Consider the following 19,053-nt stretch of genomic DNA (forward strand, 5'->3'; position numbering starts at 1 on the left):
AAGCAGTGGATTCCCCTAAAAGTTCAAAGGTATGACAATGAAGCAACGCCTTATTCTAAAGACAGCACTAAGTGCTGCAATCCTAGCTACTCTAGCTGGGTGTGCGTCTCAATCAACTCAAGATTGGAACCAAGACGAAACTTATAAGCTAACGGTTCTACACACTAACGACAACCATGGTCGTTTTTGGCAGAACAAATACGGTGAATACGGCATGTCTGCGCGTAAAACGCTTGTTGATCAACTTCGTGCTGAAGTTGAAGCAGAAGGCGGTAGCGTGTTGCTTCTATCTGGTGGTGACATCAACACGGGTGTGCCAGAGTCAGATCTTCAAGATGCAGAACCTGATTTCAAAGGTATGAATAAAATTGGTTACGATGCAATGGCATTGGGTAACCACGAGTTTGACAACTCATTAGACGTACTACAAAAGCAGATCGACTGGGCTAACTTCCCAATGCTATCTGCAAACATCTACGACAAAGCAACAGGCGAGCGCAAGTTCCAAGCTTACGAGATGTTTGAAAAGCAAGGTATCAAGATTGCGGTTATCGGTCTAACAACTGAAGATACGGCAAAAATCGGTAACCCTGAGTTCATCGCGAGCATTGACTTCCGTGACCCTAAAGAAGAAGCGAAGAAGCTGATCGCTGAACTTAAAGAAACAGAGAAGCCAGACTTAATCTTCGCTGTGACTCACATGGGTCACTACGAAAATGGCCAGCGTGGTGTTAACGCTCCGGGTGATGTCGCACTTGCTCGTTACCTAAACGAAGGCGACCTAGACATGATCGTTGGTGGTCACTCTCAAGAGCCTGTATGTATGGAAGGCCCTAACGTTGCGAAGAAAAACTTCAAGCCGGGTGATGAGTGTAAACCAGACGTACAGAACGGTACTTACATCGTTCAAGCTCACGAGTGGGGCAAGTACGTAGGTCGTGCTGATTACGAATTCCGTAACGGCGAACTAGAGATGGTGAGCTACGATCTGGTTCCAGTTAACCTTAAGAAGAAAGTTAAGATTGACGGTAAGAAGCAACGTGTTCTTATTCAAGATGAAATCGCACAAGACCCAGAGCTACTTGAATTCTTACGTCCTTTCCAAGAGCAAGGTCAGGCACAGCTAGAAGTTCAAATCGCAGAGACAAATGGCAAGCTTGAAGGCGATCGTAACGTCGTTCGCTTCCAACAGACCAACCTAGGTCGTTTAATTGCGACTTCTCACATGGAGCGTGCAAAAGCAGACTTCGCAGTGATGAACTCTGGTGGTGTACGTGACTCAATTGAGGCCGGTAATGTTACTTACAAAGACGTGCTAACAGTACAACCTTTTGCGAACATCCTGACTTACACAGACATGACGGGTAAAGAAGTTCTAGATTACCTAAATGTAGTGGCGACTAAACCAATCGATTCTGGTGCTTACGCTCAATTCGCTGGCATTTCAATGACAGTAGCGAACGGTGAAGTATCGAATGTCTTCATCGGTGGCAAGCAGCTTCGTTTAGACGAAACATACCGTTTCACGGTTCCAAGCTTTAACGCTGCTGGTGGTGACGGTTACCCTAAACTGTCTGACCACCCAGGTTACGTAAATACTGGTTTTGTTGATGCTGAAGTACTGAAAGAGTACCTAGAAGCAAACAGCCCGGTTGATGTGAACAAGTACGCGCCTTCAGGCCAAATGGTTTACAAGTAACTGAACCCAGTTAATTGAATCAATAGGTGCTAAATTAGATTGACTCTAGCACCATGATAAATTTAACTAAAGCGACGCCTCGGCGTCGCTTTTTGTTTATCTATCGTTTGGATTTGTTATGACCCCTGCAATCAATCTCGCCAAGAAAAAGAAAATCGCTCATAGCGTGCATCAATATCACCACGATGCGAATAACACGAATTATGGATTAGAGGCTGTCGAAGCGCTTGGTCAAGATCCCAAACGTGTATTTAAAACGCTTTTGTTCTGTTTGAATGGCGTCGCTAAAGATTTAGCGGTTGCCGTTATTCCCGTTGATCAGAAGCTAAACCTGAAGCTTGCGGCAAAAGCGGCAAAAGGCAAAAAAGCAGAGATGGCGAATCCTGATATTGCTCAGAAAACCACGGGTTATGTGGTGGGTGGGATCAGCCCTCTTGGTCAGAAAAAAGCCTTGCCTACCTTTGTTCATTCCAGCGCTACCGATTTTGAAACGATATGCGTGAGTGCAGGGAAGCGCGGGCTAGAAATTGAGCTCGACCCGAAAGACTTAGCGCTACTGACTCGCGGTCAGTTTGCTGATCTATGTTTATAGATTGTCGTCGTCATGATGATACAACTACCGAATGACAAACAAAAACGCCCGCTAGATTAACCTAGCGGGCGCTTTTATATTGAGTGTCTATCCTGAAATGTGCTTGTACATTGAGAACGAATTATGACTACTTCTTCAGACCTAAAGTACCACCAACACGCTTCGGTGCAGGTTTATTCGGTCTGTTTGAATCTTGGCTGCGGTTTGCCGGCTTACCGCTTCGACGATCGTTATTGTCGCGATCTGTGCGATTGCGATCCGAACGGTTTCTATCTGAATTTGAACGCTCTGAACGAGAGTTCGACTTCCAGTTTTCGGTATTACCACCGCTTTCAACGTTCGATGAATTGCGGCCACGCTTTGAGTTAGGCGCATGACGGAATTCATCCGCATTGTTACCGCGGTAAGTGCGAGTACGGTTCTCGTTTTGATTACGGCGCGCTGTTGAAGCTTGGTTCTCTTCACGGCTGTCAAAAAGTTTCGCGTCAGTCGCTTTACGAATGCGTTGACCTTTCGCATTCATTTTTGACGCATCTTCCGTACTTACTGAGCCTTCACACATCGCTAAGATCTCAGTTATCTCTTCTTCGCTCAGGTAGCGCCATTTTCCGTTAGGAATACCGTCTAATGAGATGTTCATAATACGAACACGGCGTAGCTTAAATACTTCATAACCGAGCGCTTCACACATACGGCGAATTTGGCGGTTAAGGCCTTGTGTTAGCGTAATTCGGAATGAGAACTTAGTCTCTTTCTCAACCTTACATGGCAAGGTGACTGTATCGAGAATGTGAACGCCAGCGCCCATTTGCTTCAAGAATTCCGTCGTAATCGGCTTATCTACACGCACCACGTATTCTTTCTCGTGGTTGTTACCTGCACGTAGGATCTTGTTTACGATGTCGCCGTCATTGGTTAGGAAGATAAGGCCATCAGAAGGCTTATCTAGACGACCAATCGGGAAAATACGTTTGTGGTGGCCGATAAAGTCGACGATGTTGCCAGGAATATCACGCTCAGTCGTACAGGTGATACCTGTTGGTTTATTAAGAGCAATGTAAATCGGCTTCTCTTTTGAGCGAACAGGCTTATTGTCGATCTCAACATCATCACCTGGCAAGACTTTAGTACCCATTTCAGGGATCTTACCGTTAATAGTAACTCGGCCTGCATCAATGAGCTTATCGGCTTCGCGGCGTGAGCAAAAACCAGTTTCACTGATGTATTTATTAAGGCGTTTAGCTTGGGATTCTTGTGACATGATATTCTCTTAGCGTTTCACAACGGAAATATAGATAAACAAAAAGCAACTTTTGGATAGTTGCTTTGAGTTGGAATTCGTTAACTGAGGCGATTTTAGCACTTGGTGTGAGTCTAGGCACGAAATATCGGTCTTGATGCAAAATCGTTATTCGCCCGTTTATCTACCTCAACCTATTAACTGGTGCGCTTTTGATGGCGCTCTCTGTTCTCTAGCTTTTTCTCATTACTCTTTCTGAGCATAATGTAGACTGCGCCAGTACCACCATGAAATTGCTGAGCAGAATGAACACATTGAACGTCGTTAATTTGCGTGAGCCAATTCGCCACGTAGCTTTTCATCATTGCTGGTGGATTCGAACGCTCACCCTTACCGTGAACAATGATGACGGTACGAACATCCATTCTTAAACACTGACGCAAAAATGAAAGTACTTCGTTACGTGCGTCTTTCAGTGTTTTCCTATGAAGGTCGAGCTTGGCTTGAATAGGGTATTTGCCTAGGCGCAGCTTTTTGTATACACCTTCTTGTACACCGTCTTTTTTATAAGCAACGACATCATCTGGCTTGATCATTGGCGAATAGTCTAATGATAAGTAGTCTTTCTCGTCGTCAGACAGCCACATAGCGGCTTCACGCTTAGCAAGGTGAGATCCTGTTACTCGGTGTACTTTCTGGTGTTCAGCGGTGTCATGGTCGATACGTTTAACATCGCCCATCATTTCTTGGAATAGATCTAAGTCGTCATCATGAGACATAGTGTGTATCTCAAGTTGGAGAAGGATAGGATAAGTATACCTAAGTTGAGGCTGGGTTTAAAAATGAAAAAACCGGAGAAGACAATAAGTCTGCTCCGGTGCAAAGCGTTTTGACACTTACTTATACAATAAAAGAATACTTAAAAGTAAATGATGTAGGCTGAGCGATTCTAGTGAGGAGATTTTTCAGTCATAACTTTGTAGATGAAGAAGCCTCCATAAAACATCATGAGACCCAGAGCCCCGAAGATTACTATCATTGAAGATAGTCCCACCGCATTACCAAATAGGAGATCTAACCAAAAGTCCATGTGTATACCTCAAAGTTATATGACACGGGTTAGTGTATTAACTGGTGTTATCAATTCACTGATCTGGATCAATCCTGTTTCATAAGTTAAATACTTGTTGGTAACTGTGTGTTTTTCGTCACATCAAGCGTGTTGTTGTATGTCTTTTGTTCGAACGATTCGAATTCACAATAAATATGAGAAAAAGCGCTTGCGGATAAATTCAGAATCCGTATTATACGCTCCATCGACAGGCAATCAGCCAGTTAGATATCTCGGTGAATAGCGCAGCTTGGTAGCGCATCTGGTTTGGGACCAGAGGGTCGGGGGTTCGAATCCCTCTTCACCGACCACATTTAGAAAGCCTGCTCATTGAGCAGGCTTTCGTCGTTTCAGAGCATTGAAAATGGGGTTTGAACCTCGCTAGTTTTTTGCATCTACCTCAAATTGACACTCGGCTTGTTGGCTTTGTGATTGTTGAGTGACAATGAAACCTTTCTCTTCTAATAACTGTAAAAGGTTGCCTTCTCCGATGAGGTGTAAAGTACCAACGACGAGCAAGTAGTGTCCCTTTGAATCCAGTTTCCAATCATTAGCGAAGAGCTTGTTTGCCCAGTCGATATTTCGATCGGTTAGGAATGCTTTTTCTAGGTCATGTGGCATTTCCGACAGTTTCGCAAACTGCTCTAGTTTCGCTATATCTCCCGCTTTCCAACTCTCGATTAAGCAGTGAGTGTCGTCATCAATATGATCGAATTGTTCGAGGCTAGTCGTTAACCATTCTTTACCAGAATCTTTTTGTCCTGAAATTAGATCTATTTGAAATTGTAGAGGCTCTAAGCTGATAACAGGCACATCTTGAATCGTCGCCTTGTAAGCCAAAGTAGCATCAACACCGCCGGCCGATGCGTAGCCAAGATTCTTCAACTGTTGCATTTGTATCGATATCGCTGTCGCCCAAGGTGGGGCATTAAGTAGTTGCTGAGTTGGCATGTCTAATGACTTTGTTATGTCGACCAGCATTTGTTCTTGCTCTTCGTTTAATACATCACTCGTAGTCACTTTAGGCGTGGGATATACAACGCCCTCTGACTTTCTGACATCCGTTTCGACAATTAGCCCGTCACTCTTTTTCAACGTGTCAGTGATCTGTGTGGGAAGCGGGTACATGCTCTCGTTACCTACATGTATCGATCCTAGGATAGTGAGCGTCAAATCATCCTTTTTTGCTTGCCAATAAAGAGGTTCGGCGACCGCTTGCTTTGCGGAAAAGGCGAGAGTGAGTAACGTAAAGTACAAGAATGTGCGCAAAGAGAGCTCCTTTAGAAAGAAATAAACTCGTTAAAAAGGGTTTTGACGGAGTTTTTTAACGGTTTTTTTTGAGAACGATGTCACGTTGTTTGTACGAAAAGTATAACAACACCAACAAACTGTTAAACCTTTCTCTCTATCAACGACATGATTTTATGAAATCCTTTGAAAAGATTGTGATTTAATTCTCAGTTATTACGTCAAAATAAAAGTGACGGAAGTGTCGTTAATCGTAACTTGATGATTTTATTAAAATTAAATTTATCAATATTTTTTAGATTTGAAGCTGGTCACTGAATTGGCCTGATTTAATTCACGGCAAAAAATAAGCCCATATAGTTTATCTAACTTTCGAAGCGCTCCACTTTGCTTCTGACTCAATTTTTAAATTAATGGGTGAATACGATGTTGAAGAGAAACTTACTATCTGTAGCGGTACTGGCTGGTTTGGCGGGTTGTGCTGTGACACAAGCACCAGAACAAAAGGTGGTTAATGCACTGGCTGATAACCTTGATGTGCAATATGAAATCTTGACGAACCACGGTGCAAACGAAGGCATGGCTTGTCAGGACTTAGGCGCAGAGTGGGCATCATGTAATAAAGTAAACATGACGCTAACTAACGATGGTGAAGCGATTGATTCAAAAGATTGGACCATCTACTTCCACAGTATTCGCCTTATCTTAGATGTTGATAATGAGCAGTTTAAAATCACTCGCGTAACCGGCGACTTACACAAGCTAGAACCAACAGAAAAATTTGATGGTTTTGCAGCGGGTGAAGAAGTGATTCTTCCATTAACCAGTGAATACTGGCAACTGTTTGAAACCGACTTTATGCCGGGTGCATTTGTAACGGCACCAAATGCAGAACCTAAGATGATTGCTTCATTGAATACGGAAGATGTCGCGTCGTTCGTAACCGGTTTAGAAGGAAACAACCTAAAGCGTACGCCTGATGACAACAACGTAATGGCGACTGCTGTTACGCGTTTCGAAAAGAATGCGGATCTAGCAACGCAAGACGTATCAACTACTTTACTACCAACGCCAATGTCGGTAGAAGCGGGTGAAGGTTCAGTAAGTATTACTGGTGGTATTGCTTTACCAAAAGACGCATTCGACGCTGATCAGTTCGCTGCAATTGAAGAACGTGCAGATGTGGTAAACGTAGATGTGAGTGGTGACCTTCCTGTAAGTGTTGCCGTTGTTCCTACTCAGTTTACGGGTGATTTAGCAAAATCTGGCGCTTATGAACTAAGCATCTCGGAAGAGGGGATTGCGATTAAAGCGTTTGATAAAACGGGTGCTTTCTACGCAGTTCAGTCTATTTTTGGCCTAATAGATAGTCAGAACGCTGAATCATTACCACAACTGTCAATTAAAGATGCGCCGCGCTTTGATTATCGTGGTGTGATGGTGGACGTTGCTCGAAACTTCCACTCAAAAGATGCCATCCTAGCAACGCTAGATCAAATGGCAGCCTACAAGATGAACAAACTGCACCTTCACTTAACAGATGATGAAGGTTGGCGTTTAGAAATCCCGGGTTTACCAGAGCTAACGGATGTAGGGTCTAATCGTTGCTTCGATTTGGAAGAGCAAAGCTGTTTACTGCCTCAGTTAGGTTCAGGTCCAACAACAGACAACTTCGGCTCTGGTTTCTTTAGTAAAGCGGATTACGTCGAGATCTTAAGCTACGCAAAAGCGCGCAGCATCGAAGTTATCCCAGAGATTGATATGCCAGCACACGCTCGTTCTGCTGTGGTATCAATGGAAGCACGTTACACTCGCCTAATGGCGGAAGGTAAAGAAGCGGAAGCGAACGAATACCGTTTGATGGATCCACAAGATACATCGAACGTGACGACTGTTCAGTTCTACGATAAGCAAAGTTTCATTAACCCATGTATGGAATCGTCGACTCACTTTGTTGATAAAGTGATCTCTGAAGTGGCAGCAATGCACCAAGAAGCGGGTGTTCCGCTAACGACTTGGCACTTTGGTGGCGATGAAGCGAAAAACATTAAGTTAGGCGCTGGCTTACAAGATATTAATGCAGAAGACAAAGTGACATGGAAAGGTAACATTGATTTATCTAAGCAAGATAAGCCGTTCCAACAGTCTCCACAATGTCAGAAATTAATTGCTGACGGTACAGTAAGCGATTTCGGTCACCTGCCAAGCCATTTTGCAGAAGAAGTGTCTAAGATTGTTGCTGAGAAGGGCATTCCACACTTCCAAGCGTGGCAAGATGGCCTGAAATACAGCGAAGGTGAAGAAGCATTTGCAACAGAAAGTACGCGCGTTAACTTCTGGGATGTTCTTTACTGGGGCGGTACTTCATCAGTTTACGACTGGTCAGCGAAAGGTTATGACGTAATTGTTTCTAACCCAGATTACGTATACATGGATATGCCATACGAAGTAGACGCAGCAGAACGTGGTTACTACTGGGCAACGCGTGCAACGGATACTCGTAAGATGTTTGGCTTTGCTCCAGAGAACATGCCACAAAACGCAGAAACGTCATTAGACCGTGACGGCAATGGTTTCAGTGGTAAAGGTGAGATTGAAGCGAAACCTTTCTACGGTTTATCTGCGCAGCTTTGGTCTGAAACAGTACGTACTGACGAACAATATGAATACATGGTGTTCCCTCGCGTATTGGCAGCAGCAGAGCGCGCATGGCACAGAGCTGATTGGGAAAACGACTACAAAGTGGGCGTTGAATATTCTCAAGAAACTAACCTAGTGAATAAGCAGGCTCTAAACAGTGACTTTAATCGTTTCGCGAATATTGTTGGCCAACGTGAGCTGGCTAAGCTTGAAAAAGCGGGTATTGATTACCGACTGCCAGTTCCGGGCGCTCAGGTTGTTGATGGTAAGCTTGCAATGAACGTTCAATTCCCAGGCGTAGAGCTTCAATACTCAGCTGATGGTGAAAACTGGCTAACGTATGATGAGCAACAACGTCCATCGGTTTCTGGTGAAACTTACATCCGCTCTATCTCTGAAAGTGGCGAGAAAGTAAGTCGAGTGACTTCGGTAAAATAATCGATAAGCAACATTAATAGAAAAGCTCCCTAGCTATTGTCTTATTCAGATAAAAGTGGGAGCTTTTTTTTCGTCCAAACTAAGTTAGACACTTCTCTTAAGCTGAAACATATAGAAACCGTCTTTGTTTATATCGTCAACAATGCACATAAGGTGAGTTCCATCGCAAAGTGACGCGCTTCTCATTATTCTCTTCAAAAAATAAGTCCTCCATAAAAAACTCTAAATCAAGTGTGATTGAACTAACTCATTCTAATTTCGTAGCGTGAAATAATGTGATCTGGATCTGTACGTTTTTTCATCTTGAGTTTTTTATCAATTTTTATGTTTTTAAGTTATTGATTTTAATGTGTTAAATAACTTGTCTTTTTTTGATAGTGAGAGGGATCACTCTGTTGTTCCTTTTATTTTGAAACGCAAATTAATTCGAGCAACATAGATTTCATGCCAGGGAGGCGACCAATTACTCAAGCGGTGAAGGTGAATGATATACCGAAGATATGCCGCTGAAAAAATCAAACTAAGGCAGTTTACTATGAAAAAAATTATCGCTCTAAGTGCTCTTTCTCTTGCTTTCGCTTCTAGTGCTTTTGCTGGTTCTTCTTACGTTACAGGTAACGTTCAATTTCACTCTGATTTCCAACCAAACGCGACGTCAACTCTAGAAGCGGGCCACACGTTTGACTCTGGTACAACGCTACTAACAGAGTTCGATGGTATCTCTATTGGTAAGTACGACAATGATGCAATCCAAGACAGCGGTCTAGGTAACTCTCCATACATCACTCTAGGTGTTGAGCAGATGTACAACATCAATGACAACCTATGGGTTGCTGCGGGTTACCACCACTTACTAAACAACGGTGAAACGGTTCAGTACCGTCCATTGGTTAAGATCGGCTACAACTTCGATAACGGTATCTCTATTAGTAACCGTACTCGTTACCACGCAATGGAAGACAGCAAAGCTGATGACCAAACTCGTTTTGACAACCGTATCGGTTACGCAGTAAATGCTGAACTAGCGCTTAGCTACAACAACGTATACGTAATCAGCGATGCTGATAACACAATGGACCACGAGCTTCGTGCTACATGGACTCGTCAAGGTGTTCAACCTTACTTTGAGTACCGTAACCAAGCTGACAATGCTAACAACGCATTCGTATTCGGTGCTTCTTACGGCTTCTAAACTGATTTGCTTGGCTACTTAGTCGATTAGATTATTAGCTGAGTGAACTTCTTTGTTCAATAGCTTGCTAGCTAATGAGCGAGGGGATTAAGCGGCACTAACAGCCCGGTTAGTGTCGCGACAAGATTTGCTTTACTGTCCAAAAGCAAAGAGCCTAGCATTAAGTAAACCACAGTCTTGGGTTTACTTAATGCTAGGCTCTATTTTTATTGCTGTTCGCAGGTCTATTTACGCTCTATTTTCCGTTGTAATGACGGTATTCAAACACCTGACCTTTCTCGTTAAACGCATACACAGAATACTCGTCTTTCTTATCGCCATACTCCATGCCTGGCGAACCCATTGGCATACCCGGAACCGCTAAACCAATCGCATTACGTGGTGGGTTTTCTAGAAAGGCTTTAATGTCATCTGCTGGAATGTGTCCTTCAAATACGTAACCGTCGATCTCTGCAGTGTGGCAAGAGGCTAGCTCTTGTGTTACCCCTAGTTTCTGCTTGATTGGGTTCATATCATCGTGGAGCTTCTCAGTAACATCGAACCCAGCATCTCGCATATGTTCAGTCCATTCTGTGCAGCAGCCGCAGTATGGAGATTTGTGGTTTAGAACATCAGTAGCTAAAGCTTGTCCTGAGATTGCAGCGAGTGCAGTAAGAGTCATAATTTTACGAATCATGGTTAACCTCATGAATATGGTTTTTATTAATATTAGAATGAGTTGGTTTGAACAATCTCAGCCTGTTGGCATTGCTTACTACCGTAATTGACGACATCGCCATCGCTGCCCCTGCAACGACAGGGCTAAGCAGAAATCCGAAAAATGGGTAAAGCACACCGGCCGCGATAGGAATACCAAGCGAGTTGTAGATGAAGGCACCAAATAGGTTTTGCTTCATATTTCTCACGGTCGCTTGAGATAGCTCGATCGCGTTGCTTACTGATAATGGCGATGAGTTGAGTAGCGTCATTTGCGCACTTTCAATCGCGACATCACTGCCACTACCCATTGCGATTCCTATATCCGCTTGAGCAAGAGCGGGTGCGTCGTTAATACCGTCTCCGACCATGGCAACACTCTTATATTGCTGTTGAAGCTGAACAATATGTTGAGCTTTCTGCTCTGGAAGCACTTCCGAGATAACCTCGTCGATACCGACGCTTTTACCTATTGCTTGAGCCACAGAGTCGTTGTCGCCCGTTAATAGCACAGTGTGAATTCCGGCGGATTTTAGTTGAGCTATCGCCTGTTTGCTATCTATTTTTAACGCGTCTGAAATGCCCAATATGCCTTCCAGTTTTTGGTCAATCACAATGAAAATAGGCGTCCACGCTTGCGAGCGGCAAAGCTCGATGAAATCCGCGCCAATCTCTGTATTGATACCTAATTGGGTGAGGTACTTAAGCGAGCCAACTTGCACGTTCTTGCCGTTAATTGTTGCTTGAACCCCAAGCCCGCGTTGGTTTTCAAATTCGCTGTGTGGGAGTACTGAAACTTCCAAGCTCTCTGCATATTGGCAAACGGCTTTGGCAAGTGGGTGCTCAGATCCTACTTCTACTGAATAAGCATAAGCCAGTAACTCTTGCTCCGTTAGATTAGCGTAAAAGGCCTGTTGAACGGTTGGTTTGCCTTGGGTCAATGTCCCTGTTTTGTCAAACACAACAGCATCGATCTTGCTGGCAGACTGCAATACATCCGCATCTTTAATAAGAACGCCAAACTCAGCCGCTTTACCGACGCCAACAGTAATCGAAAGCGGTGTTGCTAGGCCTAATGCACATGGACAAGCGATGATCAGCACTGTGGTTGATACCACTAACATGTAACTGGCGCTTGGTTGTGGACCTACAAAAAACCAAATTAGGGCGGCAACCGCTGCGATTGCGACCACAACCGGAACAAAAACGGCTGAGATAGAGTCGGCAAGCTTGGCGATTGCTGGTTTACTGCTTTGAGCTTGGCGAACCATTTGAATGATTCTAGCCAGCATGGTGCTTGCTCCAATCCCAGTCGCTTCAATAATTAAACTACCATCACCATTAATAGTGCCCGCAGAAACGCCATCATTAGTTGATTTAACGTTGGGAAGTGGTTCACCGGTCAACATCGACTCATCGATATAAGATTCACCTGAGACTACGACACCATCAACCGGCACTTTTTCTCCGGGTTTTACTCGTACTTGCATGCCTACCTGAATGGCTTCTACTGCGATGGTTTGTTCTTTGCCATCGACGATAACGACCGCTTTTTGAGGCTGTAAATTAATCAGTGCTTGCAGCGATTTTGTAGTACGTGCTTTGGCTTTGGCTTCGATGTAGTGACCCAAAGAAATTAAGCCAACGATCATTGCGCTTGCTTCAAAGTAGACATGGCGCGATGGTTCTGGGAACCATGATGGAATCAAGACAACCAGCATAGAATAGAACCATGCCGCACCTGTACCTAGAGCGACTAAGGTATCCATGGTCGCACGCTTATGCATAAGCGACTGCCAAGCATTAGTGAAGAAGCTGCGTCCTGAAGTGGCTAGCAGTACCAAACAAACGACACCAACCAAGCCCCAAGCCAGTTGATCGTTAAATGTGGCAATGGTCATGCTGCCACCGAACACGCCCCATGCCATCAGCGGAGCACCGATCACCAGCGCACTTACTGAGTTTTTCAGGAAGGCCTGTTGAGTGCGAAGTTGGTGTTCTTGCTGCTTTTGTTGTTGTGTTGCCGCATCATCAACAAACTCGGCGCCATAACCAGCGGCTTTCACCGATTCTATTAGAGCGTTTTCAATGATGTCTCTTGTTTGAGAGGTGAAAACCAAGGCTGTCTGTTCAGCTAGGTTGATCTGCGCTTGGTCGACGAATTCATTCTTTTTCAGCGCTTTCTCTACCGAAGAAACACAACTCGCACACGTCATACCTTCAAGAACAAGGTGATAGGTATATTGGCTAGCCGTGGTTTTATCTTCAGTATCTTCAATCTTTTTATCTGTTTGTTCGTTTTCTGAATCTGAACTAGATAAAAGGTTATTGGCTTCAGAGTAGGGAGCTGCGTGATAACCCACACTCTCGACTAGCTCAATAACCTCGGATTCTGCAAGCAGAGTAACCAACGACAATTCATGTTTGGTGACGTTTAGATTTGAGACTTGCTCGGTTTGTTCAAGCGCTTGAGTCAGTTTGTTCACACACTTGCCGCAGTTGAGGCCGGATAGCGAAAGGTGCAGCTTGTTACCCATGCTATAGCCAAGTGTCGCTAACTGTTCGTTGAGTTGAACGTAATTCGATGGTGTCGAAATATCGATATAGGTCGGCGATATATCATTAATCGTCGTATTGTCGAGATCAGAAAACAGTGTGCGGACTTTCTTCGCACAACCCATGCAATTTAGGCCGTTGAGTGCGGTTGTGTAGTGGTTCATATCGATACTCCAATTCTCATCTACGCCTAACATAAACCTTCCCGTAAGGGTAAGGTCAAACATAAATTCAAGAATTTGATCTTAGTGGTGCGTTAGCTGGTGGATCCAATTTGGGAATGGGAGAAGGGAATAAAGGATCCGCAGCTATAATCTACTGGCTAAGGCAATAGATTTGCTATTTCGAAGGCGGAATTCGGCTTTCTATAATCGCTTTCGCGCAACAACAGCACATTAATCATTCACTACTGATTGTAGATTTAAGCGGTGGTGATAAAATAGCGCCCAAAATTTAGTGATATTTGTCCGTTACAGGCTTTGTAATGGCGAGCACTAAAAGAATCACCTACATAATCAAGGTATTTAAATGACGGTTAAAACTCGTTTTGCTCCTAGCCCAACTGGCTATCTTCACGTTGGTGGTGCACGTACTGCACTTTACTCTTGGCTATTCGCTAAAAACCAAGGCGGTGAATTCGTTCTACGTATCGAAGACACGGACCTTGAGCGTAACTCTCAAGAAGCGGTTGATGCAATTCTAGAAGGCATGCAATGGATGGGTATGGAATGGGATGAAGGTCCTTATTACCAATCTAAGCGTTTTGACCGTTACAACGAAATGGTTGATAAGCTACTTGCTGAAGACAAAGCATTCAAATGCTATGCGTCTAAAGAACTGCTTGATGAAATTCGTGCAGAGCAAGAAGAAAACAAAGAAATGGCTCGCTACGATGCTAACCACCCTAAAATTGTTGCAGCAAACGAAGCAGCAAAAGAAGGCGATGCGTGCGTTATCCGTTTCCGTAACCCTAAAGAAGGCAGTGTAGTATTTGATGACCAAATCCGTGGTCGCATCGAAATCGCTAACAGCCAATTTGATGACCTAATCATTCGTCGTACAGACGGCGCTCCTACTTACAACTTCGTAGTAGTAGTAGATGACTGGGACATGGGTATTACACACGTTGTTCGTGGTGAAGACCACATCAACAACACACCTCGTCAAATCAACATCTATGAAGCACTAGGCGCGCCAGTTCCAACGTTCGCTCACTGTGCAATGATCCTAGGTGATGACGGTGCGAAACTTTCTAAGCGTCACGGTGCTGTATCTGTAATGCAATACCGCGACGAAGGTTACCTACCAAATGCACTAAACAACTACCTAGTTCGTTTAGGTTGGTCTCACGGTGACCAAGAGATCTTCTCTCAAGAAGAGATGATTGAGTTCTTTAGCCTTAAAGCAATCAGCAAGTCTGCTTCTGCATTCAACACTGACAAGCTACTTTGGTTGAACAACCACTACATCAAAACTTCTGAGCCTGAGTACGTGGCAAAATACCTGCAATGGCACCTAGACGCACAGAAGATCGATACAACAAACGGCCCTGCAATCACTGAAGTGATCAAGCTAGTTGGCGAGCGTTGTAACACGCTTATCGAACTTGCTGAGCAGTCTCGTTACTTCTACGAAGATTTCTCTGAGTTTGAAGCGGGCGCAGCGAAGAAGCACCTACGTGGTGTAGCTAAAGGTCCACTAGAGCTTGCGCTTGCTAAGGTTGAAGCTCTTGAAGAGTTCACGACAGCAAACATCAAAGATGGTGTGATTGCAGCAGTATGTGAAGAGTTAGAGATCGGCATGGGTAAAATCGGTATGCCACTTCGCGTAGCAGTAACAGGTGGCGGTCAGTCTCCTTCTGTTGATGCAGTGATGGAGCTTGTTGGTAAAGAGCGCGTAATCGCTCGCATCAAGATGGCTCTTGAGTTCATTGCAGAGCGTGAAGCTAACGCTTAACTGAGCAGTTGTTAGATTCAAAAAAGGGTCAGTAACTTGGTTACTGACCCTTTTTATTTGTTTTGAGCTTTGTCTAGGGAATAAGCTTAAATCTTTTTGAAGATGATTGAAGTGTTAATACCGCCAAAGGCAAAGTTGTTGCTCATCAGATATTCAACATCCAATTCGCGACCTGAACCTGTGATGTAATCGAGCTTGCCGCACTGTTCGTCGATATTCTCAAGGTTTAGGGTTGGGCTGAACCAGCCGCTGTGCATCATCTCAAGGCTGAGCCACGCTTCAATTGCACCACACGCGCCAAGCGTATGCCCAAAGTAACTCTTAAGAGAGCTGATTGGCACTTCACCAAAGATATTCGCTGTCGCGTTACTCTCTGCAATGTCGCCTTTTTCCGTCGCGGTTCCGTGTGCAGAAACATAGCCGATTTTTTCTGCCGGAAGTTGCGCATCTTTCAGAGCTTTTTCCATACAGATTTGCATGGTTTCCATCTGAGGTTGGGTCACATGAGCGGCATCGCAGTTGCTGGCAAAACCGATGATCTCAGCGTAGATTTTTGCGCCACGAGCAACAGCATGTTCATACTCTTCAAGAACAAGTGTACCTGCGCCTTCACCGATAACTAAGCCATCACGCTCGTTGTCGTAAGGACTAGGGGATTTCTTGGGTGTGTCGTTTTTTAAACTGGTAGCAAAAAGGGTATCGAAAACGGCAGACTCAGTTGGGCATAGTTCTTCACCACCACCGGCAACCATCACGGTTTGGTAGCCGTGCTTAATTGCTTCATAGGCGTAGCCAATGGCTTGGCTTCCTGAAGTACATGCGCTGCTGGTGGGAATCACGCGACCACGTAGACCAAAGAATAGACCTACGTTTACCGCTGCTGTGTGCGGCATCATTTGAACGTAAGTGGTTGCTGTGATTGCTCGTGTCGACTTCTCATTCAGCATCACACCAAACGCACCAACCGCATCAGTACTGCCGGTTGAAGAGCCGTAAGCGATACCCGTTTCACCATTGGTCAACACATCGTGACCAATTAAGCCGGCTTGCTCCAATGCATTCTCAGTAGCAACCGTTGCTAGGCGTGATACACGGCCCATGCCACGCACTTGCTTACGCTTGTAGTGTTTAGGCAGTTGGAAGTCATCAATAGGCGCTGCAAGCTTAGTGTTGAGACCGTCATATTGCTCGAAGCTTGGCATATATTGAGTCGCATTTTCACAGGCCTTTAGCTTAGGCTCTATCTGTTGCCAGTCGTTACCAAAAGCAGTAACACCAGACATGCCAGTTACAACAACGCGGCGGGTCATACTAAACCTCCATTTACTGAAATCACTTGGCGAGTTACGTAGCCTGCAATATCAGACATTAGGTAGCTGACTAGACCAGCCACTTCTTCCGGCTCACCCATACGGCGCAGTGGTACTTGAGGAAGTGCATGATCTTTCACGTGCTCGTCAACCATACCTGTGTCAATTAAGCCCGGAGCGACACAGTTTACCGTGATCTTGCGTTTTGCGAGCTCTAGAGCAAGAGACTTAGTTGCGCCAATCACCCCCGCTTTTGCCGCTGCATAGTTAGTTTGCCCACGGTTACCCATAATGCCTGATACAGACGCTAGAGTGACGATACGGCCACCTTTACGCTTTTGAACCATAGGCATAACACAAGGGTGAAGTACGTTGTAGAAGCTGTCTAGGTTGGTGTGGATCACGCCATCCCACTCTTCTTCCGTCATGGCAGGGAATGCAGTGTCGCGAGTAATGCCTGCGTTGTTTACCACACCGTAGTAAGCGCCATGTTCAGCAATATCTGACTCTAGCTTTTCACGACATTCGCTGCGGTTGCTGATATCAAATTGGATAAGACGTCCAGCGCCACCTTGCTCGGTGATCGATTGTAGAGTCTCTTCAGCACCCTGTTTGTCACCCATGTAATGAACGGCGATTTCAAATCCGTCTTTCGCGAGTTGAATAGCGATCGCTTTACCAATGCCTTTGCTGGCACCAGTGACTAAAACCTGACGGGTCATGATGGGCTCCTAGTTTTCATTTCTTGTAATTTTTGTTCGGTCGGCACGTAAACGTTGAGTTGGCATTGAGCCACCAACTCGCCTTGGTCTTCGACTCTTGCGCTAAACACGGCCATACCGCTGTCTTCCATAAGCTGTTCGGCGTAGATATCAAGGGTCTGACCTTGAGTAAATTCATCACACAGTGACTTGTAACGGCGAGAACCGAGTAAGAAACCGATCGGGGGAGTGGTGCCGTTTTTCAGTGCGTGGTATCCAGACCAAGCAGCAACAGACTGCGCCATAAACTCGATACCTACATAAGCGGGTACCGTTTGAGATTCGGCGTCAAGGAACAGATTATGGTCACCAATATCGACCTGGCAGTGGATCGACAACGCCTCTACGTTGATAGCACGATCGATTAATATCATCGGATCATCGTGAGGGAGGAGTTGGTCTACAGAAGGGATATCAGTCATTTACTACACCAAAAATCAGGCTAATGTTGTTACCACCAAAAGCAAACGAGTTGCTTAAGATGTTCTTTACTTTAAGTTTCTGGGTACAGTTTACCAAATCAATCTCAATATCTTCAGCTTTATCCTGACATTTTTGTAAGGGAAGCGGTAAGTCATATTTTAAAATATGCCATGCAATTGCCGCCTCAATCGCACTTGCAGCTCCTAGAGTATGCCCGGTAAGCGGCTTGGTTGAGCTAACGGGAACCTTGTTTGCAAAAATACGATGGATGGCTTTGCTTTCCATTGAATCGTTGAGGGGCGTTGCGGTGCCATGGGCATTGATGTATCCGATGTCTTCTGCTTGTAACTGTGCAGAATATAAAGCTTTTCTCATCGCTTGCTCGGCGCCATTTCCTTCAGGGTGGGGCGCTGAAATATGGTGTGCATCAGAGCTATCACCACAGCCTAATAAGGCAATGTTTGACGTGTCTTGTGCTGCATTAACACCGACTAGTTTTGTTCTGCTGAGCAACATAAATGCCGCCGCTTCGCCGATATTGATACCATCACGAGAGGCGCTAAACGGCTTACAATGTGTCGTTGATAGTGCTTCTAGGCCATGAAAACCGTTGAGTGTCAGTTTACATAAGGTGTCTACACCACCGACTAACACAGCATCAGCCATGCCTGAATCTAGCAAACGTTGCGCAGTGAGAAACACACGACCACTCGATGAGCAGGCGGTTGAGATCGCGTAGCTTGGTCCGGTTAATGATAAATACTGGCTAACGAATTCAGAGGTATTGCCTAACTCTTGTTTCGAGTAGTGGTAATGCTCAGGAAATTCACCGTGTGCCAATTGATGTTTGAAAGCCGCTTCACCATCGGAGATACCAGAGGTGCTGGTGCCTATAACAACAGCAATACGGTCTGCGCCAAACTGTGCCTTGGCAAGTTCAATAGAATCTTTGATTTGGTTGAGAGCTGATAACGCCAGCTGATTGTTGCGAGTGGCATACTTCACGAGGGTGGATGGAACCTCTGGTAGCTCACCTGCGATTTTTCCAACGACAGTGTGTTTGCCGTCGTTCAGCATATCGCTCACTTCAACCATGTTTGGTTCACGCTCGTCTTTCAGACAACCATGAATGTCTGAAAGACTTGAGCCTAACGCTGAGTGGAAACCACAGTCTTGGATATAAATAGGCAT

At 44.9% G+C, this 19,053-nt stretch carries 15 protein-coding genes and 1 tRNA gene; 6 read left to right on the plus strand and 10 right to left on the minus strand.

The features are described 5' to 3' along the window. Positions 1–37 precede the first annotated feature (37 nt). Together ushA and ybaK are read left to right on the plus strand one after the other, a co-directional pair. A complete protein-coding gene (ushA, locus tag AC3CH3_RS03950; RefSeq protein ID WP_488537774.1) occupies positions 38–1,699 on the plus strand; it encodes a bifunctional UDP-sugar hydrolase/5'-nucleotidase UshA in 1,662 nt (553 codons plus the stop codon). A 118-nt stretch (positions 1,700–1,817) separates the two neighbouring features. Next, the gene (ybaK, locus tag AC3CH3_RS03955; protein ID WP_017076861.1) at positions 1,818–2,291 is read left to right on the plus strand and encodes a Cys-tRNA(Pro) deacylase; all 474 of its coding nucleotides are present in this window, start codon (positions 1,818–1,820) and stop codon (positions 2,289–2,291) included. A 127-nt stretch (positions 2,292–2,418) separates the two neighbouring features. On the opposite strand, the gene rluF is transcribed toward ybaK, so the two are convergent. The 3 genes from rluF to AC3CH3_RS03970 form a co-directional block, all read right to left on the minus strand. Beyond that, complete coding sequence (gene rluF / locus AC3CH3_RS03960; protein ID WP_488537775.1) at positions 2,419–3,552, minus strand: 23S rRNA pseudouridine(2604) synthase RluF; 1,134 nt, start codon at positions 3,550–3,552, stop codon at positions 2,419–2,421. A 176-nt stretch (positions 3,553–3,728) separates the two neighbouring features. Continuing rightward, positions 3,729–4,310, minus strand: coding sequence for a DNA endonuclease SmrA (gene smrA / locus AC3CH3_RS03965; protein ID WP_488537776.1), 582 nt, complete (start codon positions 4,308–4,310; stop codon positions 3,729–3,731). Positions 4,311–4,480: 170 nt separating this feature from the next. After that, positions 4,481–4,621 carry a DUF3149 domain-containing protein gene (locus tag AC3CH3_RS03970; protein WP_017062321.1) on the minus strand — a complete coding sequence of 47 codons (141 nt, stop codon included), beginning with the start codon at positions 4,619–4,621 and terminating at the stop codon, positions 4,481–4,483. A gap of 255 nt (positions 4,622–4,876) precedes the next feature. On the opposite strand from AC3CH3_RS03970, the gene AC3CH3_RS03975 reads away from it, so the two are divergent. Then, positions 4,877–4,953 (plus strand) — tRNA-Pro (locus AC3CH3_RS03975). A gap of 70 nt (positions 4,954–5,023) precedes the next feature. Here AC3CH3_RS03975 and AC3CH3_RS03980 read toward each other — a convergent pair. Then, positions 5,024–5,911 carry a TraB/GumN family protein gene (locus AC3CH3_RS03980; RefSeq protein ID WP_010439194.1) on the minus strand — a complete coding sequence of 296 codons (888 nt, stop codon included), beginning with the start codon at positions 5,909–5,911 and terminating at the stop codon, positions 5,024–5,026. 405 nt (positions 5,912–6,316) lie between these two features. Between AC3CH3_RS03980 and AC3CH3_RS03985 the strand changes: the two genes are divergently transcribed. Continuing rightward, complete coding sequence (locus tag AC3CH3_RS03985; protein WP_488537777.1) at positions 6,317–8,968, plus strand: beta-N-acetylhexosaminidase; 2,652 nt, start codon at positions 6,317–6,319, stop codon at positions 8,966–8,968. A 535-nt stretch (positions 8,969–9,503) separates the two neighbouring features. Then, complete coding sequence (locus AC3CH3_RS03990; RefSeq protein WP_488537778.1) at positions 9,504–10,160, plus strand: oligogalacturonate-specific porin KdgM family protein; 657 nt, start codon at positions 9,504–9,506, stop codon at positions 10,158–10,160. A gap of 235 nt (positions 10,161–10,395) precedes the next feature. On the opposite strand, the gene AC3CH3_RS03995 is transcribed toward AC3CH3_RS03990, so the two are convergent. Both AC3CH3_RS03995 and AC3CH3_RS04000 read right to left on the minus strand, forming a co-directional pair. Further along, a complete protein-coding gene (locus AC3CH3_RS03995) occupies positions 10,396–10,836 on the minus strand; it encodes a DUF411 domain-containing protein (RefSeq protein WP_017060536.1) in 441 nt (146 codons plus the stop codon). Beyond that, positions 10,826–13,639, minus strand: a complete 2,814-nt coding sequence (locus AC3CH3_RS04000; protein ID WP_488537779.1) for a heavy metal translocating P-type ATPase — start codon at positions 13,637–13,639, stop codon at positions 10,826–10,828. The genes AC3CH3_RS03995 and AC3CH3_RS04000 overlap by 11 nt, the downstream gene beginning before the upstream one ends. A gap of 301 nt (positions 13,640–13,940) precedes the next feature. On the opposite strand from AC3CH3_RS04000, the gene gltX reads away from it, so the two are divergent. Then, positions 13,941–15,368 carry a glutamate--tRNA ligase gene (gltX, locus tag AC3CH3_RS04005; RefSeq protein ID WP_488537780.1) on the plus strand — a complete coding sequence of 476 codons (1,428 nt, stop codon included), beginning with the start codon at positions 13,941–13,943 and terminating at the stop codon, positions 15,366–15,368. An 86-nt stretch (positions 15,369–15,454) separates the two neighbouring features. Here the strand turns inward: gltX and AC3CH3_RS04010 are convergent, their stop codons facing one another. From AC3CH3_RS04010 to AC3CH3_RS04025, 4 genes are read right to left on the minus strand one after another with little or no spacing between them, the layout of a single operon-like run. After that, positions 15,455–16,678: a beta-ketoacyl-ACP synthase gene (locus tag AC3CH3_RS04010; RefSeq protein ID WP_019824155.1), complete on the minus strand. Its 1,224-nt coding sequence runs from the start codon at positions 16,676–16,678 to the stop codon at positions 15,455–15,457. Further along, positions 16,675–17,400, minus strand: a complete 726-nt coding sequence (locus AC3CH3_RS04015; RefSeq protein WP_019824153.1) for a 3-ketoacyl-ACP reductase FabG2 — start codon at positions 17,398–17,400, stop codon at positions 16,675–16,677. The genes AC3CH3_RS04010 and AC3CH3_RS04015 overlap by 4 nt, the downstream gene beginning before the upstream one ends. Further along, complete coding sequence (locus tag AC3CH3_RS04020) at positions 17,397–17,861, minus strand: hotdog family protein (RefSeq protein WP_019824152.1); 465 nt, start codon at positions 17,859–17,861, stop codon at positions 17,397–17,399. The genes AC3CH3_RS04015 and AC3CH3_RS04020 overlap by 4 nt, the downstream gene beginning before the upstream one ends. After that, positions 17,854–19,053, minus strand: coding sequence for a beta-ketoacyl-[acyl-carrier-protein] synthase family protein (locus AC3CH3_RS04025; protein ID WP_019824151.1), 1,200 nt, complete (start codon positions 19,051–19,053; stop codon positions 17,854–17,856). The genes AC3CH3_RS04020 and AC3CH3_RS04025 overlap by 8 nt, the downstream gene beginning before the upstream one ends.

Source organism: Vibrio sp. QJM3NY_35, from assembly GCF_057785915.1.

Coding starts and splice junctions, on each gene's coding strand:
- ushA (WP_488537774.1), top strand. CDS start 38: ATGAAGCAACGCCTTATTCTAAAGACAGCACTAAGTGCTGCAATCCTA.
- ybaK (WP_017076861.1), top strand. CDS start 1,818: ATGACCCCTGCAATCAATCTCGCCAAGAAAAAGAAAATCGCTCATAGC.
- rluF (WP_488537775.1), bottom strand. CDS start 3,552: ATGTCACAAGAATCCCAAGCTAAACGCCTTAATAAATACATCAGTGAA.
- smrA (WP_488537776.1), bottom strand. CDS start 4,310: ATGTCTCATGATGACGACTTAGATCTATTCCAAGAAATGATGGGCGAT.
- AC3CH3_RS03970 (WP_017062321.1), bottom strand. CDS start 4,621: ATGGACTTTTGGTTAGATCTCCTATTTGGTAATGCGGTGGGACTATCT.
- AC3CH3_RS03985 (WP_488537777.1), top strand. CDS start 6,317: ATGTTGAAGAGAAACTTACTATCTGTAGCGGTACTGGCTGGTTTGGCG.
- AC3CH3_RS03990 (WP_488537778.1), top strand. CDS start 9,504: ATGAAAAAAATTATCGCTCTAAGTGCTCTTTCTCTTGCTTTCGCTTCT.
- AC3CH3_RS03995 (WP_017060536.1), bottom strand. CDS start 10,836: ATGATTCGTAAAATTATGACTCTTACTGCACTCGCTGCAATCTCAGGA.
- AC3CH3_RS04000 (WP_488537779.1), bottom strand. CDS start 13,639: ATGTTTGACCTTACCCTTACGGGAAGGTTTATGTTAGGCGTAGATGAG.
- gltX (WP_488537780.1), top strand. CDS start 13,941: ATGACGGTTAAAACTCGTTTTGCTCCTAGCCCAACTGGCTATCTTCAC.
- AC3CH3_RS04010 (WP_019824155.1), bottom strand. CDS start 16,678: ATGACCCGCCGCGTTGTTGTAACTGGCATGTCTGGTGTTACTGCTTTT.
- AC3CH3_RS04015 (WP_019824153.1), bottom strand. CDS start 17,400: ATGACCCGTCAGGTTTTAGTCACTGGTGCCAGCAAAGGCATTGGTAAA.
- AC3CH3_RS04020 (WP_019824152.1), bottom strand. CDS start 17,861: ATGACTGATATCCCTTCTGTAGACCAACTCCTCCCTCACGATGATCCG.
- AC3CH3_RS04025 (WP_019824151.1), bottom strand. CDS start 19,053: ATGCCTATTTATATCCAAGACTGTGGTTTCCACTCAGCGTTAGGCTCA.